Source organism: Acinetobacter sp. YH12070 (genome assembly GCF_013419625.1).
GTDB lineage: Bacteria > Pseudomonadota > Gammaproteobacteria > Pseudomonadales > Moraxellaceae > Acinetobacter > Acinetobacter amyesii.
On record NZ_VOZT01000002.1, the window covers coordinates 88,316 to 101,804 of the forward strand.

Genomic DNA, 13,489 nt, shown 5'->3' on the forward strand with positions numbered 1-13,489 from the left:
ATGCATGAGCCTTCCTCGTAAACTCAAAAATATGAACCTATTTAACGAAGGTGAAAGTTATCTAGGGCAAATCAAAACGGTCGTCTTGCCGAAGCTCACACGCAAAATGGAAGACTATCGCGGTGGCGGTATGAATGCTCCATTAAAAATTGATATGGGCATGGGCGATGATGGTCTTGTACTTGAATCGACTTTTGGTGGTTTAGACCTGCTCACATTGCGTCAATTCGGTCTTGAAAAAGTTGACGGTGTTTATATGCGTTTTGCTGGTGCTTATCAACGTGATGACACAGGCGAAGTCGATGCAGTGGAAGTCGTGGTTCGTGGTCGTCATGAAGAAATTGATGGCGGTGACTCTGAACCAGGTGAAGACACTGAACACAAAGTCGTGACCAACTGTGCTTATTACAAACTCACAGTCAACGGCAAAGTTGAAATCGAAATTGACGTGCTTGGCTTCAAAGAAGTTGTAGATGGCAAAGACCGTCTCGAAGCACAACGTAAAGCTATCGGATTATAAGTTTTCCTGCCCTTGCATGGATTCGTTCTGTGCAAGGTTTTTTTGATTCAAATCTATTTTAGGAATGCAACATGAATACTCAAGATCAAGAATTAAATACCCAACTGATTCAAAACCCGAACCAAGAAACTGTTCAGCTTGAGCAACCAATTCAATTTGGTGGCAATACCATTACTGAAATCACCATCCGCAAACCAAATGTCAAAGCATTAAGTGGTGTCAGTTTACAAGCCATCTATCAGCACGATGTAAACGCATTAATCAAAGTTTTACCTCGTGTGACCACACCTGCATTAACGCCACAGCAAGTACTTGAACTAGATCCAGTGGACTTTGCACAACTTGGAGGTCACTTGGTCACTTTTTTGTACCCGAAGGATCTGCAGAAAGCGATCAAAGAGGATCAGCAATAAAGCTGGTCGATGATGTAGACGAAGCGATAGCCGATATTGCTTGCATCTTTCATTGGCCACCGAGCGCATACGATGACATGGACATCATCGAATTAAGTAAATGGCATCACCATGCGCTCAAGCGTCACCAAACCACTGTATAAAAGAGTCCACCAATGTCAAAACTAAAATTAGAAGTCCTATTTGGAGCAGTTGATAAACTCACAGGGCCAATGAAAACCATCGTTGGTGGCTCAAAATCTATGGCTGCTGCATTAAAAAAGACTGATTCTGACTTAAAAGGCTTACAAGCGACCCAGCGTAAGGTAGATAGTTTTCGCAGTCTTCAAGACAGCATCGCAAAAACTAAAGATACGCTGGAAAAATACCGCGGTGAACATAAGTTATTAAAAGACCAAAGCAAACTTGGGCCATTAAGCGAGGAACAAACAAAGAAGCTCAAAGGGCTTGAACAAGGCATTCGTCGTACTAACGACGCACTAAAAAGTAAATCAGCAGAAATTACAGGCGTCGTCCGTGACCTTAATGTTGCAGGCATAAAAATGGATGATTTAGGTCAAAGCGAATCAGACCTAAAGAACAAAATCCACCTCACAACAATGGAACTGAACAAGCAAAAAGATGCCTTAGGAAAGCATTCAACTGCCCAAAAAAATTATGAAAAGTGGCAAGGTCGAATGTCTATAGGGAAAGACATTGCCCAAAAAGGATTGGTGGCGGCTGGTGCAGGTGCCGTCGCATTATCTATACCAGCAAAACTTGCCATTGATTTTGAATCTGCCATGGCTGATGTAAAAAAGGTGGTTGACTTTGATACCCCACAGCAGTTTAAGCAAATGGAAAACGATATCATCAGCATGAGTACACGATTGCCAATGGCCGCCAAAGATATTGCAGCTATTTATGCAGCAGGTGGACAATCTGGTATTGCAAAAAATGAATTAACTCAGTTTGCTGAAACAGCTGTGAAGATGGGTGTAGCTTTCGACATTACAGCCGAAGAATCAGGACAGGCAATGGCAGAAATGCGTACAGCATTCAAAATGTCACAATCTGAAGTAACAACATTAGCGGATAAAATTAACTACCTAGGCAACAATACCCCTGCCGCGGCTAAAGGCATCATGGATATTGTGCAACGTATTGGTCCATTGGGTGAAGTCGGTGGCTTTGCTTCTGGATCTATTGCCGCATTAGGGGCAACAATTCGTGGCATGGGCGTAGCTGAAGAAGTGGCTGCTACAGGTATTAAAAATATGATGCTTGCCTTGGTTGCAGGTGAGTCTGCCACAAAGGGACAGCACAATGCTTATATTGAATTAGGTATGGATGCGAAAAAGGTAGCTGAAGGCATGCAGAAGGATGCTGAAGGAACCACATTATCTGTATTGAAAGCCATTTCAAAAATGGATAAGTACAAGCAAGCTGCCATGTTAAAAGAATTATTTGGCTCTGAGTCACTTGGATCTATCGCACCTTTGTTGACCAACATGAAAGCCCTTGAAGACAATTTAGGGAAAGTTGCAGATAAGCAAAAGTACGCTGGCAGTATGGAAAAAGAATATGCAGCACGAGCAGAAACCACTGCCAATAATATTTTTCTTGCAAAAAATGCAATGGCAGCACTGGGAATTACCATCGGCAATCAACTATTACCAGGTGTTAACAGTATTACCGAGAAATTTACTGGTGTAATAAAATCCGTACAGACTTGGGCACAAGCGAATCCAGCCTTATCCAGTTCACTAACAAAAATTGCAGTCGGTGCTATTGCCATTGTTGGGGGGTTATCTGCCCTATCCATTGGTGCAATCGCCATCTTTGGACCAATGATGATGGTTGCGAAAGGCTTTGGTGTAGTTGCACTAGCTGCCAAAGGTATGAGCATGGCGTTACTGACCAACCCAATTACATGGATTGTCCTTGCCATTGCTGGTGCTGCCCTGTTGATTTATAAAAACTGGGCCCCGATCTCAGCATTCTTTGTCGGTATTTGGAACACTATCAAAACGGCATTCAATGGTGGCATTAAAGGCATATCAGCACTAATCATCAATTGGAGTCCAATCGGACTGTTCTATTCAGCATTTGCAAAAGTACTGTCATGGTTCGGTGTGGATCTTCCAGCGAAGTTTACCGGCTTTGGTGCCATGATCTTAGAAGGGCTCAAGAACGGTATTTTATCCAAAGTCAATGCCGTCAAAGATGCCATCACAGGTGCTGTCAGTGGCGTGATTGATAAAGCCAAGGGCATTCTAGGTATTCATTCGCCTTCACGTGTCTTCATGGGCATTGGTGGCTATACCATGCAAGGTATGGCCAACGGCATTTCAAATGCCAATGGGTTACCGATTGCAGCAACATCCACCGCCACACAAGGTGTGGTCAATACTGCTGCCCAAACCAAGCCAGTCAAACCCATCAATGTTGGTCGCAATAACCCACGTTCATATATCAGCCAAGACACGATTGAAGTGCATATTCATGTCAAAGATGGATCCGTGGTCAAAGGAACGGCTGAAGCAATGCGTCAAGAACTTCGACGTGTCGCGCTAGAAGAACAAAACGCACGACGTAAATTCCTGACAGATTCGGAGTAATACATAACATGATGATGGCTCTAGGCTTGTTTGTCTTTTCATTACGAACAGCGTCATATCAAGAACTGCAACGTGTCACCAATTGGCGACATCCTTCCAATAGCCGTGTCGGGGACTCCCCTGCCTATCAATTTATTGGTAAAGGTGAAGATGTCATTACACTTAAAGGCGTGATTTACCACGAATTGACAGGGAGTCGCGCCACATTGGACACCCTCAGACAAATGGGAGATACAGGCAAGGCATATACCTTAATTGAAGGCACAGGCAAAATTTATGGCTTAGTCATCATCAATGATTTAGATGAAACCAAAACCTATTTCTTTAAAGATGGTGCAGCTCGAAAAACTGAATTCACTTTAAAACTGACCATTGTACGCGATTGGCAACCGACCTTATTAGGCACCCTGATCGGCATGGGTATTGGCGCACTGAATAGGATTCTCTAATGCTGAATAAAGTCATGAACGTCGTTGGTACCGCATTAAATTCTGTTGAAAAAATGACGGAATACCCTTATCCAATTTTTCGTGTTGAAGTGGATGGTGTCGATATTTCATCCCTTATGGCTTCACGTTTAATGTCACTCAACATCAAAGACAATCGTGGGCTTGTGGTGGATTCAGTGGACATCGAATTGAATGATGCAGATGGCATGCTCAGTATTCCACCCAAAGGTGCCATCATTCAGGTCTGGTTGGGTTGGTCCAATACTGGTTTATTTGACAAAGGCAAATACAAAGTCGATTCCACATCTCATCGTGGCGCACCAGATGTACTCAGTATTTCTGCCATGGCCAATGACGTATCAGAAGGTTTAAAACAAAAGCGTGAACGCAGCTGGAGCGACAAAACCATTCAAGAAATATTTGAAAAAGTCGGTGCTGAATATGAACTAAACGTCATTGTTCATGAAAAATTCGCATCGAAAAAGGTCAAGTACATTGCCCAGAATGAATCTGATGCCAATCTCATTACACGTATTGCCGATGAAAATGACGCAATTGCCACCGTGAAAAATGGGTATTTGATTTTATTACCACGTGGCGCAAGTCAAACGGTTTCAGGTTTAGCCTTGCCACGTGTGCAAATCACCAGGAACAAGGGCGATCAGCACAACTACACCAATGGCACAGGTACGGACAATATCACAGGTGTCAAAGCCTATTACTACACTGAAAACAAAGCCAAGAAATTGCATGTCGTGGTCGGTGACAGTGAAGACAACATGAAAGAGATCCGCTATGTGCATCGGGATAAAACCACAGCTGAACTGGCAGCCAATGCGGAATATAATCGTTGCAAACGTACTGCCCAAAAACTGACATATACCTTGGCATTGGGTGATCCAACTTTAATCCCTGAACAGGAATTTGAATTCATTGGCTTGAAACCTGAAATTGATGACATTATCTGGTTAGGAACAAACGTCACCCATTCACTCAATGACAATGGCTTCACCACATCAGTTGAACTTGAAGTACAGCTTCCAGATGCCGATGATGTATCGACCCTGTTTGAAGGTCGTGAGGAAAAAACCGAAGAAGAAAAAGAACAATCTAAAACCAAGAAGCGCACTGGTAAAAATTATGCAGATTATACCGGTGTCATTGTTTACTACAGGGAAAATGGCAAAACTAAAACACTAACAAGTGGAGATCAATCAAAACCATTAAAATTCACGCAAGAATATAAGAATAAAAAAACTGCAATGGTTGCAATAAAACGTGAACAAAAAAGAATAGACAAAGCCAAAAAATAGGACAAAAAAAATCCTGACTTTGGGGCGAAGTCAGGATGAAATGGGTAAGAACAAAATAACGATATTTTAAAACTTTTACAATAGTTTATTTCGATATATCGTAATTTTGTTATATATTTGTTGAATGTTATTTATTCTAATAATAAGGCTGGACCTATGTCTAAACCCGGACGTACGATAAGTAATAAATGCCCTCATTGCGGCGAATCTCTTTGGATCCGTTCAAGTGAACAAGTCGATCCACTTTTAAAACGGTTATACGGTCAATGCACCAATTTACATTGTGGTTTTACTGCTCAAGGTTTTTTAACTTGGGATGCTGAACTCTCCCCATCTGCAATGCCAAACCCTGAAATTCATCTTCCTAAGTCATTAGCAAAACAAGGAAAAGGGGGAGCATGTGTCTGATCCAATTGACCGCGCACAAGAAAATCAACTAAACCAAGTCAACATCAAGCCACGTGATTACAGCGCACCATCACTGTCTGAATGTTCCGAGTGTGGCAATGACATTCCACCAGAACGCCAAAAGCTAGGTGCAGTCACTTTATGCATTGAATGCAAGACCAAGGAAGAACGTCATGCCAATCGTTATCGCTGATTCATCAGATCCAATCGAATGCCCCTGCCCTGAATGCACATCACAAGATGAATAAGCAAAGGAAAAATAAAAATGGACCAACAAACTGCACTGATTTTAATTGTTGTAAACCTATTAGCTGCCGTGGTACTCATCATATGGTACTTGTTCGACCGCTATACCAAACGCATTGAAAGCTTAATTCAGCAAAATAACAAACCAAGCTGTGCATTTATTCAAACCCAAACCAAGCGTAAAGGATAAAAATATGTGGCTCTATCCTTTTTTAGTCGGTGCTATGCTGGGTGTGATCGGCAGTGCTTTATTATTTCTTCACACAGTAGGATGGTTTTAAAAAAACGGTTATAATAACAACGGGATGACAGCAGAATAATCAATATGCTGTGCAGGGCTTGACCTGATCAGGCATCCTATAAAGAAGCCCCTTTCGGGGCTTTTTTATTTCTAGATTAATATTAATAAGATTTTAGTCTGCATTTACAGGTTCAACGCCAAACCATAAACCCGTTAATTTACTAGCAGTAGCAAAGTACTTCACATTTCCAACTACAGCGTTATGTGAATTTTTTTCTTTATCAATACCGTCTAGGGCTTTAGTCAATAAATCCGTAACAACTTTACTTGTTTTACTTTTATTTTCTTCACCACTAATAATATTTGAAGTTATCCCAACTAAAATCAGGGTGTCCATCATTGCTTTTTGACTATCGCCACTTGGTACCACAATATAAGTAATCCCACGCAACATACCATCGTGGTTAACGGTACCAGTTAAACTAACATCAGGCGAAACATTTACTTGAAATACATCATGCACGTCACCTTTTTTCACATCAAATTCACCAAATGGACGAATAGTATCAATATCTAAATCTTTTAACCGTTTATTAAATGCTTGTCTAAATTGTTCAGGATTCATTCCCAAATTTGCCTCAGCAGTCGCATTTAATACTTTCTGCTCTGGCTCTTTTACAACATCTGGATTAGCTACAACTACTGGATCTTTAACAGCAGCCATTTCTTTACTATTTTTTTCTTCAACTTTGGGTGCGAAAACGCCAACTAATGCCAAAGACAACATACTTATAAGTAAACCAATACCAAAAACTTTCCAACGACTCGGAATGCTAGGCTTCCCAAACTGAAATACACTTGGTTTTACTAAACCTACCAAAGCAGCAATTAAACTAACCAAGAACAGCAAAGCGAATAAATAAACCATAATCCCCTCAAAAATATTTTTATAAAGTTACTTGACCCGTAAAGTGATTCACTGATACAGTTTTAATACTACAGCAAAATCTGTAGTCAGGCGTGAGAACCTGAAATATTTTTGACAACAGGCGCAAAAAGTCCGCCATCGGGCTATTTTTTTGCGTAAAATTCAGCTTTGCTGCTTTTTGGCAGGCTGGACAGGGCAGCCTTCGGGCTGGCCGTTTCTGTTGTCACGGTATTCTCACCCCTGTTCAGTCTGTCACCATTATCGTGAGAAGTAATGGTGTCAGGTTTACATCTTGACGACAGGAATCAGCAAATGAAACATTTCGCTTCTGCACATTCGTGCACTCAAAATAACGTACGTGAACACTCCCCTATTTACGATCTAGCTGCATACAAAAAACGCCAGCGCAAACTTAAGCGTAAACAAATTTTAAAAAACATCTTAGACACCACCGTGTTCTTTTCAGCATGTTCTATCGTCTTCTCATTATTGTTTTGGGGAGTATGAGCATGAGCGCAATTGCACATATTGATGACGCGGTTTTTATTCAAGAACATCAAGTTAAAACCACCAGTTTAAAAGTGGCAGAGCTTTTTAATAAACAGCACAAGGATGTATTACGTAAACTTGAAAGCTTGGATTGTTCAACTGATTTCACTGAGCGCAATTTTACGCTTAGTGAATATCTGGATAGTACGGGTCGAAAATTACCCATGTACGAAATGACCAAAGACGGCTTTATATTTTTGGTTATGGGTTTTACTGGAGCAGCTGCCGCAAAAATTAAAGAAGCCTACATCAACACCTTTAATCAAATGGCAGCCATGCTCTACAACTTGCACGGCCAAAATGAAAGTATCCATGTCGGTGCAGTAGTGCAACTCAAGTCAGGTGGTCCTATCTATACCGTGAGTCAGATCCACTATGACCAGAATGGCTTCATGCAAGATGCTGAAGTCATTTGGCATAATAAAGCGACTCTGTGCCGTGACATCCTTCCAGTGGCTTGTTTATCCTTAGAAACAAAAAATATTATCAACAATAAAATGTTGAATGACTTCTGGGCAAGTGTGAATAGCTATGGCTTACATAGACTCAATCACAGTCGTAATCCATATATCTTGGCACTTAATATTTCTCAGATTTATCAGTGCATAGATGGATTACCGTTGAAAACCCAACTTTTTTCACTACTTATGCAAAGTCAAAGCCCCCATCCGGTATTTATGCAAAATAACCGACAGATTTACAGCGCATTAGACAGCAAAAATATCAAATGCTGGTTGTTCCAAACAAATCCACCACTCTTGAATTAGTTACAAAACCAACCATCATGTGCGACAATACTTGTCGCGCATGACTGTATTCTTTAAACAATTTTCAGCAAAATAAACCCACTATAAATAGACAGGGGGAGCAATGAACTCAATACTGGACATTAACAGCCATAACACCATGACTGCAGAAGAAATACTGGACGAAATACGCTTTCCAATTAAAAACCTGGAACAAACACTCTCAGCACTGACAAAACTATCAATACAGCATGAAATCACAAGCGAAGAACTAAACGCTCTCCTCAACACCCTACACCACCAAGTCGTTCAGATCGCCAAAGCAATATAAAGCACTAAAAAACCCCAACTAAGGTTGGGGTAGATGATTTAGGCTTGCCCTGAAATTACTGTGCCACATAAGCCTTGACCATTTTGACAAAAGCAACCTTGGCATCATCACCCAGACTACGGTATGCCGTGACAATTTCATGCTCAGGCTCACTTAAAGTATCAGCTCTTAAACCAAACGTAATATAAAAGACATCAAATCCCGCATTACTCAAAGCAATCAGCTGATCCTGGTTCAAGGCATCACCATGCTTTTCATAACGGACTATAGATCCGACTGCTTTACCTATAATTTCAGCCATTTCAGGTTGAGTCAGCTTCAAACGGTTTCTTTCCGCTTTCAAACGTGCCCCACGCTCTAAAAACTTTTCATTAATCGACATTTTAACCCACCAAAGTATTGAAACTTTCGATTTATCGTAATATTATTTAGTAATACAGTGATTCACTGATGCTCTACCAACATTTTAAGGACTTGCTATGAGTAATGTCGAAAGCAGAACAAAAGCAATCATCACACACACAACTCCGAACCGTCATCAGTTCCTGAGAGTCTGCGCTGCTGAAGCAGGAATGACAATTTCCAGCTTTACAGAAAAACTCATTTCTGAAGCTTTATCGAAAGTTGAAAAATCTGACAACCCATTTTCTGAAGCCAAAAATAAACAATAAGCCCCTGAAAAGCTTATTAGTTTACTTAATTCAAGCTAAGAGTAAACAGAATGACAACACTTCAAGAACTTTGCATAAAGCGAAAGAATCAAATTGCGAACCGCAATGGTACAGAAGCCTTACGCAATCGTATAGCACAACTTAAAACTTTGTCTGGTGAAGAACGTCAACGTTTTGCTGAAAAACTGAAGGGTTATATCGAAGCATTATTCGATAACCAACTGATTATCTTCCAGGACGCAAAGGACTGGGAATGGATTGTAGACAGCAACGTAAAAGGACTTCACTAATGTCTGATATTAAAAACCGCATCATTAACCGTCTTGAAAATATGTTCAGTTTCAAGACACGTGGCGAATGGTTCCGTGAAGGTGTCTGCCCACAATGCGGTAAAAAAGAACTTTATACCCATGCCCATAATCCACGTTTAGTGAAATGTGGTCGTTTGGTCAAATGTGGTTATGAAGAACACGTCAAAGATATCTGTGAAGACTTATTCAAAGACTGGTCTGAATACCATCCGCAAACTGATGCAAATCCAAATGCTGCAGCAGATGCATTTTTATCTGAAGGTCGTGGTTTCGATCTTAAAAACTTAATTGGCAAATACACCCAGCAGTTCTATACAGATAAAGACAGCAAAGAATCATCAGCAACTGTTCGCTTTATGCTGGATGAAAAAAACTATTGGGAACGTCTAATCGACAGACCAGAACGTTTCGGCAATAAAAAAGCACGTTTTAACTATGGTTTTAAAAATGCTGGCCAAGCATGGTCAGTGCATGAATTGGATGAACTTTGCCGTCTAGGGGAAAAAGGCCAAGCGATCTGGATCACTGAAGGAATCTTTGATGCCATTGCACTGAGTCAGTCAGGTGTGAAAGCCATGTCTTGCCTGTCATGTGTCAACTACCCTTCTGTATTCTTAAAACAAATTGCAGACCGTTGTCATGAACTCAAAATTGACAAGCCACGTTTACGCTGGGCATTCGACAATGACTCTGCAGGTAAAGGTTACACGGTTAAATGGCATGAACGTTCACGTGCTGAAGGTTGGTCATCGACTGCTGCACAGCCACCGGCAAATGGCGGTAAAAAACTTGATTGGAATGACTTGTTCCAGTGGGACAAACTCAACCCTGATCAATTCCCAAAGTACAAACACTATGGTGAATTGCTGATTGCTGAAACGGCTGAAGATGCCGGTCTTTTAATTTACAACTTCTATGAAGGTCGACGTCACACGTTCTATTACAACCACAAATTCCGTTTGTACTGGTGGGAACTCGACTATGACAAATTCAACAAAGCAGTTCAGCACCTGGAAGACCGCAACAACGAAGCAGCAGAAAATGGTGGGCAGATCCTGACTGATAAAGAGATCCGTGCCAGTGCATTGAAGAACTGTTCAGCAGCAAAAGAAATTTGTAATGCTCAGATTGAACCGTTGTACTTCCAGCGCAATGAAATCACCGATGAATCTTGGTACTACTTCAAATTGCAAAGCCCATGGTCAGAAGCAAAAACCACATTTACTGCTGATCAAATGTCATCACGTTCAAAGTTCAAACCACGTGTGATGTCGGTGATGTCAGGTGCAATGTGGACAGGCACAGATATGCAACTGGAAACATTCATCAAACGTGAAACCGAACGTTTACGTGAAGTTAAAACCATTGACTACATTGGTTATAGCCGTGAGTACCAAACTTATATCTTTGAAAAATATGCCGTTCATCAAGGGCAAATCATCGCGATTAATGAGCATGACTTTTTCAAAGTAAAACGTCAGGAAATTAAAACACTGGCAAGTTCACCAGCGATCACATTGAACCCGAAAAAACAGTTTGATCCGTCATGGTGGAATGACTTCCATAAAGTCCGTGGTGCCAAAGGTATTGTGGCTTTGGCTTGGTGGATGGGTTCATATTTTGCTGAACAGATCCGTGCCATGCACAGCTCATACCCTTTTATGGAAATTGTCGGTGAAGCAGGTGCAGGTAAATCACGTTTAATTGAAATGATGTGGAAACTTTCAGGCCGTAAAGACTATGAAGGCTTTGATGCAAACAAATCAACAAACGTGGCGGTGTACCGTAACTTTGCACAGATCGCAAACCTGCCAGTGGTCCTGATCGAAGGCGACCGTAACGATGTGAACGGCAATGCTGTTCAAAAGTCAAAATTCAGTTGGGATGAACTCAAAGATGCCTTCAACGGTCGTGCAATTCGTTCTAAAGGTTTAAAGACTGCAGGGAATGAAACCTATGAACCACCGTTCCGTGGTGCCATCCTGATTTCTCAAAACACGGCAATTCAGGCTTCAGAAGCAATTTTGACACGTACTTTGCACTTGTACTTTGACCGGAAAGGACAGTCACTGGAAACCAAACGCATTGTCGATGAACTGGATCGCATGGAACTTGAAGATGCTTGCACCTTCATGACCCATTGCCTGCGTAATGAAGACAAAATCTTGGAAACATACGCATCAAAGTTACAGTCAATTGAAGATCACTATCATGAAATTGGTATTACACATACACGTATTGCCTTATGTCATGCACAAGTGGCTGCACTGATCGAAGCAATGACCAAACACGTTTTGCCAATCGACTTGGAAGACATGCTTGAAGCACAAGAAATGCTTGAACAAATGGCGCGTGAACGTGTTGAACAGTTGAATGGTGATCATCCTGACGTGGAAAAATTCTGGGACGCTTACGAATACCTTCAAGGCAATCGTTCACCAGAATGGGGCTTGAACCATCACCCTGCCGATGCTCAAACGGTCGCAATCAACTTAAACGAAATTTACAAAGTGGCTGCACGCAATTATCAGCAGCTGCCTGAAATCAATGAAATGAAAAAATTACTTCGCACCTCACGCAAGTACAAATTCATTGAAAGTAATAAACAGGTGTACTCAGACCGTTTCCCTGCCGATGACGTGGCAGCAGTGAATAAAAGCCGTGAAGTACCTGGTAAACCAAGCCGTAACGTGAAGTGCTGGATCTTCACCAATCCAAATTTAGGGGCAAAAAAATAATGGATGTTAAATTAGAAATAGCAGATGTATCTGAAGCAGAAATGTATGCACTTGCGAATTTTGTTAAGCGCATTGGCCATATCGAGTACAAACAAAATGCTGAATCTGAACGAGAAGCAAAGCAGATTGCAATCGCTGTGTCTGCATTACAAAGTGCGTTGGATCGTGCTGGATTTGAGGTGTGGTGATGGATATTCAAAACAAAGACCAAAGCTATTACACCATGATCGCTGAACACCAAGAACTTTCAGCACGTGTACTTCGCTTGCACAGCATTTTAAATCAGCATCATTGCGTTCAACACATGCCAACCGAAGCATGCACCTTGATCAACGAAATGAAAAATATTGTTGATACTGGCAAAGCACAGCCAGGTGGCCTTGAAACTGCTGAACTCGACTTTGATGATGCCCTGCCGTTCACGGATCCTGAAATCAATACCGTTCACGACTTCCAAGTGGGTGACACCGTTTGGATCCCTGATGTATTTGCACGCTACAAATTTATTGTCAGCAGTCATCAGCGTTTTGAAGTAAAGCAGATCGTTGGCACTGACCAGCTATATGTCTGCCACATTGAAAATCCAAACATTCCATTCACCAATAATCAGAAATGTTTCACAGGACATTTCAGTCATTTTGCAAAAATTGAAGGAGCAGCTTCATGCGTGGCGTAAATAAAGTAATCCTGGTCGGCACGCTTGGTGCCAACCCTGAAAGCAAAACCTTTCCAAATGGTGGTTCAGTTTGTCAATTTTCCATCGCAACATCTGAAAAATGGCAGAACAAACAGACTGGTGACTGGATTGAACAAACTGAATGGCATCGCATTGTGGCCAACAATCGTCTGGGAGAAATTGCCCAGCAGTACTTAAAAAAAGGTTCAAAGGTTTATATCGAAGGTTCACTTCGTACTCGTAAATGGAATGACCAAAACGGTCAGGAACGTTACAGCACAGAAGTTCGTGCAGACAATTTACAGATGCTGGATTCAGCACCACAGGCAAATGCGGTTTAAGGAAATAA

The 13,489-nt window shown here is 41.4% G+C and carries 19 protein-coding genes and 1 pseudogene; 18 read left to right on the forward strand and 2 right to left on the reverse strand.

Features of this window, described 5'->3' with window-relative positions; translation table 11 throughout:
* The first annotated feature begins 4 nt into the window (after positions 1-4).
* From FTU17_RS01215 to FTU17_RS01255, 9 genes are all read left to right on the forward strand, one after another.
* Positions 5-520 carry a phage major tail tube protein gene (locus tag FTU17_RS01215; protein WP_099336587.1) on the forward strand — a complete coding sequence of 172 codons (516 nt, stop codon included), beginning with the start codon at positions 5-7 and terminating at the stop codon, positions 518-520.
* 71 nt (positions 521-591) lie between these two features.
* Complete coding sequence (locus FTU17_RS01220; protein WP_004672760.1) at positions 592-933, forward strand: phage tail assembly protein; 342 nt, start codon at positions 592-594, stop codon at positions 931-933.
* A gap of 35 nt (positions 934-968) precedes the next feature.
* Entirely contained in the window at positions 969-1,076 is a 108-nt protein-coding gene (locus FTU17_RS01225) for a GpE family phage tail protein (RefSeq protein WP_225479795.1), read from the forward strand.
* A gap of 12 nt (positions 1,077-1,088) precedes the next feature.
* On the forward strand, positions 1,089-3,533 hold the full coding sequence (locus FTU17_RS01230; protein ID WP_180134526.1) for a phage tail tape measure protein: 2,445 nt from the start codon (positions 1,089-1,091) through the stop codon (positions 3,531-3,533).
* An 8-nt stretch (positions 3,534-3,541) separates the two neighbouring features.
* Positions 3,542-3,982 (forward strand): phage tail protein, encoded by a 441-nt coding sequence (locus FTU17_RS01235; protein ID WP_004670221.1) that lies wholly within the window; start codon positions 3,542-3,544, stop codon positions 3,980-3,982.
* Positions 3,982-5,295 (forward strand): contractile injection system protein, VgrG/Pvc8 family, encoded by a 1,314-nt coding sequence (locus FTU17_RS01240; protein WP_180134527.1) that lies wholly within the window; start codon positions 3,982-3,984, stop codon positions 5,293-5,295. Before FTU17_RS01235 ends, FTU17_RS01240 begins: the two co-directional genes overlap by 1 nt.
* A 156-nt stretch (positions 5,296-5,451) precedes the next feature.
* Complete coding sequence (locus FTU17_RS01245; protein WP_004670219.1) at positions 5,452-5,703, forward strand: ogr/Delta-like zinc finger family protein; 252 nt, start codon at positions 5,452-5,454, stop codon at positions 5,701-5,703.
* Positions 5,696-5,896, forward strand: a complete 201-nt coding sequence (locus tag FTU17_RS01250; protein ID WP_180134528.1) for a TraR/DksA C4-type zinc finger protein — start codon at positions 5,696-5,698, stop codon at positions 5,894-5,896. Before FTU17_RS01245 ends, FTU17_RS01250 begins: the two co-directional genes overlap by 8 nt.
* Before the next feature lie 72 nt (positions 5,897-5,968).
* Entirely contained in the window at positions 5,969-6,139 is a 171-nt protein-coding gene (locus FTU17_RS01255) for a hypothetical protein (RefSeq protein ID WP_004670216.1), read from the forward strand.
* Between the two features lie 223 nt (positions 6,140-6,362).
* Here FTU17_RS01255 and FTU17_RS01260 read toward each other — a convergent pair whose 3' ends face one another.
* Complete coding sequence (locus FTU17_RS01260) at positions 6,363-7,118, reverse strand: hypothetical protein (protein WP_180134529.1); 756 nt, start codon at positions 7,116-7,118, stop codon at positions 6,363-6,365.
* A gap of 312 nt (positions 7,119-7,430) precedes the next feature.
* On the opposite strand from FTU17_RS01260, the gene FTU17_RS17425 reads away from it, so the two are divergent.
* The 3 genes from FTU17_RS17425 to FTU17_RS01270 all read left to right on the forward strand — a co-directional run bounded on the left by FTU17_RS17425 (position 7,431) and on the right by FTU17_RS01270 (position 8,744).
* Positions 7,431-7,625 (forward strand): hypothetical protein, encoded by a 195-nt coding sequence (locus FTU17_RS17425; protein ID WP_257227350.1) that lies wholly within the window; start codon positions 7,431-7,433, stop codon positions 7,623-7,625.
* A gap of 2 nt (positions 7,626-7,627) precedes the next feature.
* The gene (locus FTU17_RS01265) at positions 7,628-8,434 is read left to right on the forward strand and encodes a Rha family transcriptional regulator (protein WP_180134530.1); all 807 of its coding nucleotides are present in this window, start codon (positions 7,628-7,630) and stop codon (positions 8,432-8,434) included.
* A gap of 103 nt (positions 8,435-8,537) precedes the next feature.
* The gene (locus FTU17_RS01270; RefSeq protein ID WP_137311810.1) at positions 8,538-8,744 is read left to right on the forward strand and encodes a hypothetical protein; all 207 of its coding nucleotides are present in this window, start codon (positions 8,538-8,540) and stop codon (positions 8,742-8,744) included.
* Between the two features lie 55 nt (positions 8,745-8,799).
* On the opposite strand, the gene FTU17_RS01275 is transcribed toward FTU17_RS01270, so the two are convergent.
* On the reverse strand, positions 8,800-9,126 hold the full coding sequence (locus FTU17_RS01275; RefSeq protein WP_180134531.1) for a helix-turn-helix domain-containing protein: 327 nt from the start codon (positions 9,124-9,126) through the stop codon (positions 8,800-8,802).
* 97 nt (positions 9,127-9,223) lie between these two features.
* Here FTU17_RS01275 and FTU17_RS01280 point away from each other — a divergent pair, with 97 nt between their 5' ends.
* The 6 genes and pseudogenes from FTU17_RS01280 to ssb form a co-directional block, all read left to right on the forward strand.
* Positions 9,224-9,415, forward strand: coding sequence for a hypothetical protein (locus FTU17_RS01280; RefSeq protein ID WP_004670204.1), 192 nt, complete (start codon positions 9,224-9,226; stop codon positions 9,413-9,415).
* A 50-nt stretch (positions 9,416-9,465) separates the two neighbouring features.
* Positions 9,466-9,705 (forward strand): hypothetical protein, encoded by a 240-nt coding sequence (locus tag FTU17_RS01285; protein ID WP_180134532.1) that lies wholly within the window; start codon positions 9,466-9,468, stop codon positions 9,703-9,705.
* Positions 9,705-12,464, forward strand: a complete 2,760-nt coding sequence (locus FTU17_RS01290; RefSeq protein ID WP_180134533.1) for a toprim domain-containing protein — start codon at positions 9,705-9,707, stop codon at positions 12,462-12,464. The genes FTU17_RS01285 and FTU17_RS01290 overlap by 1 nt, the downstream gene beginning before the upstream one ends.
* Entirely contained in the window at positions 12,464-12,652 is a 189-nt protein-coding gene (locus tag FTU17_RS01295; RefSeq protein ID WP_110135486.1) for a hypothetical protein, read from the forward strand. The genes FTU17_RS01290 and FTU17_RS01295 overlap by 1 nt, the downstream gene beginning before the upstream one ends.
* Positions 12,652-13,140, forward strand: coding sequence for a hypothetical protein (locus tag FTU17_RS01300; RefSeq protein WP_137311806.1), 489 nt, complete (start codon positions 12,652-12,654; stop codon positions 13,138-13,140). Before FTU17_RS01295 ends, FTU17_RS01300 begins: the two co-directional genes overlap by 1 nt.
* Positions 13,128-13,466 (forward strand): annotated as a pseudogene (gene ssb / locus FTU17_RS01305) (single-stranded DNA-binding protein); the annotation flags it as partial. The gene FTU17_RS01300 and the pseudogene ssb, both read left to right, overlap by 13 nt.
* Positions 13,467-13,489: the final 23 nt, after the last annotated feature.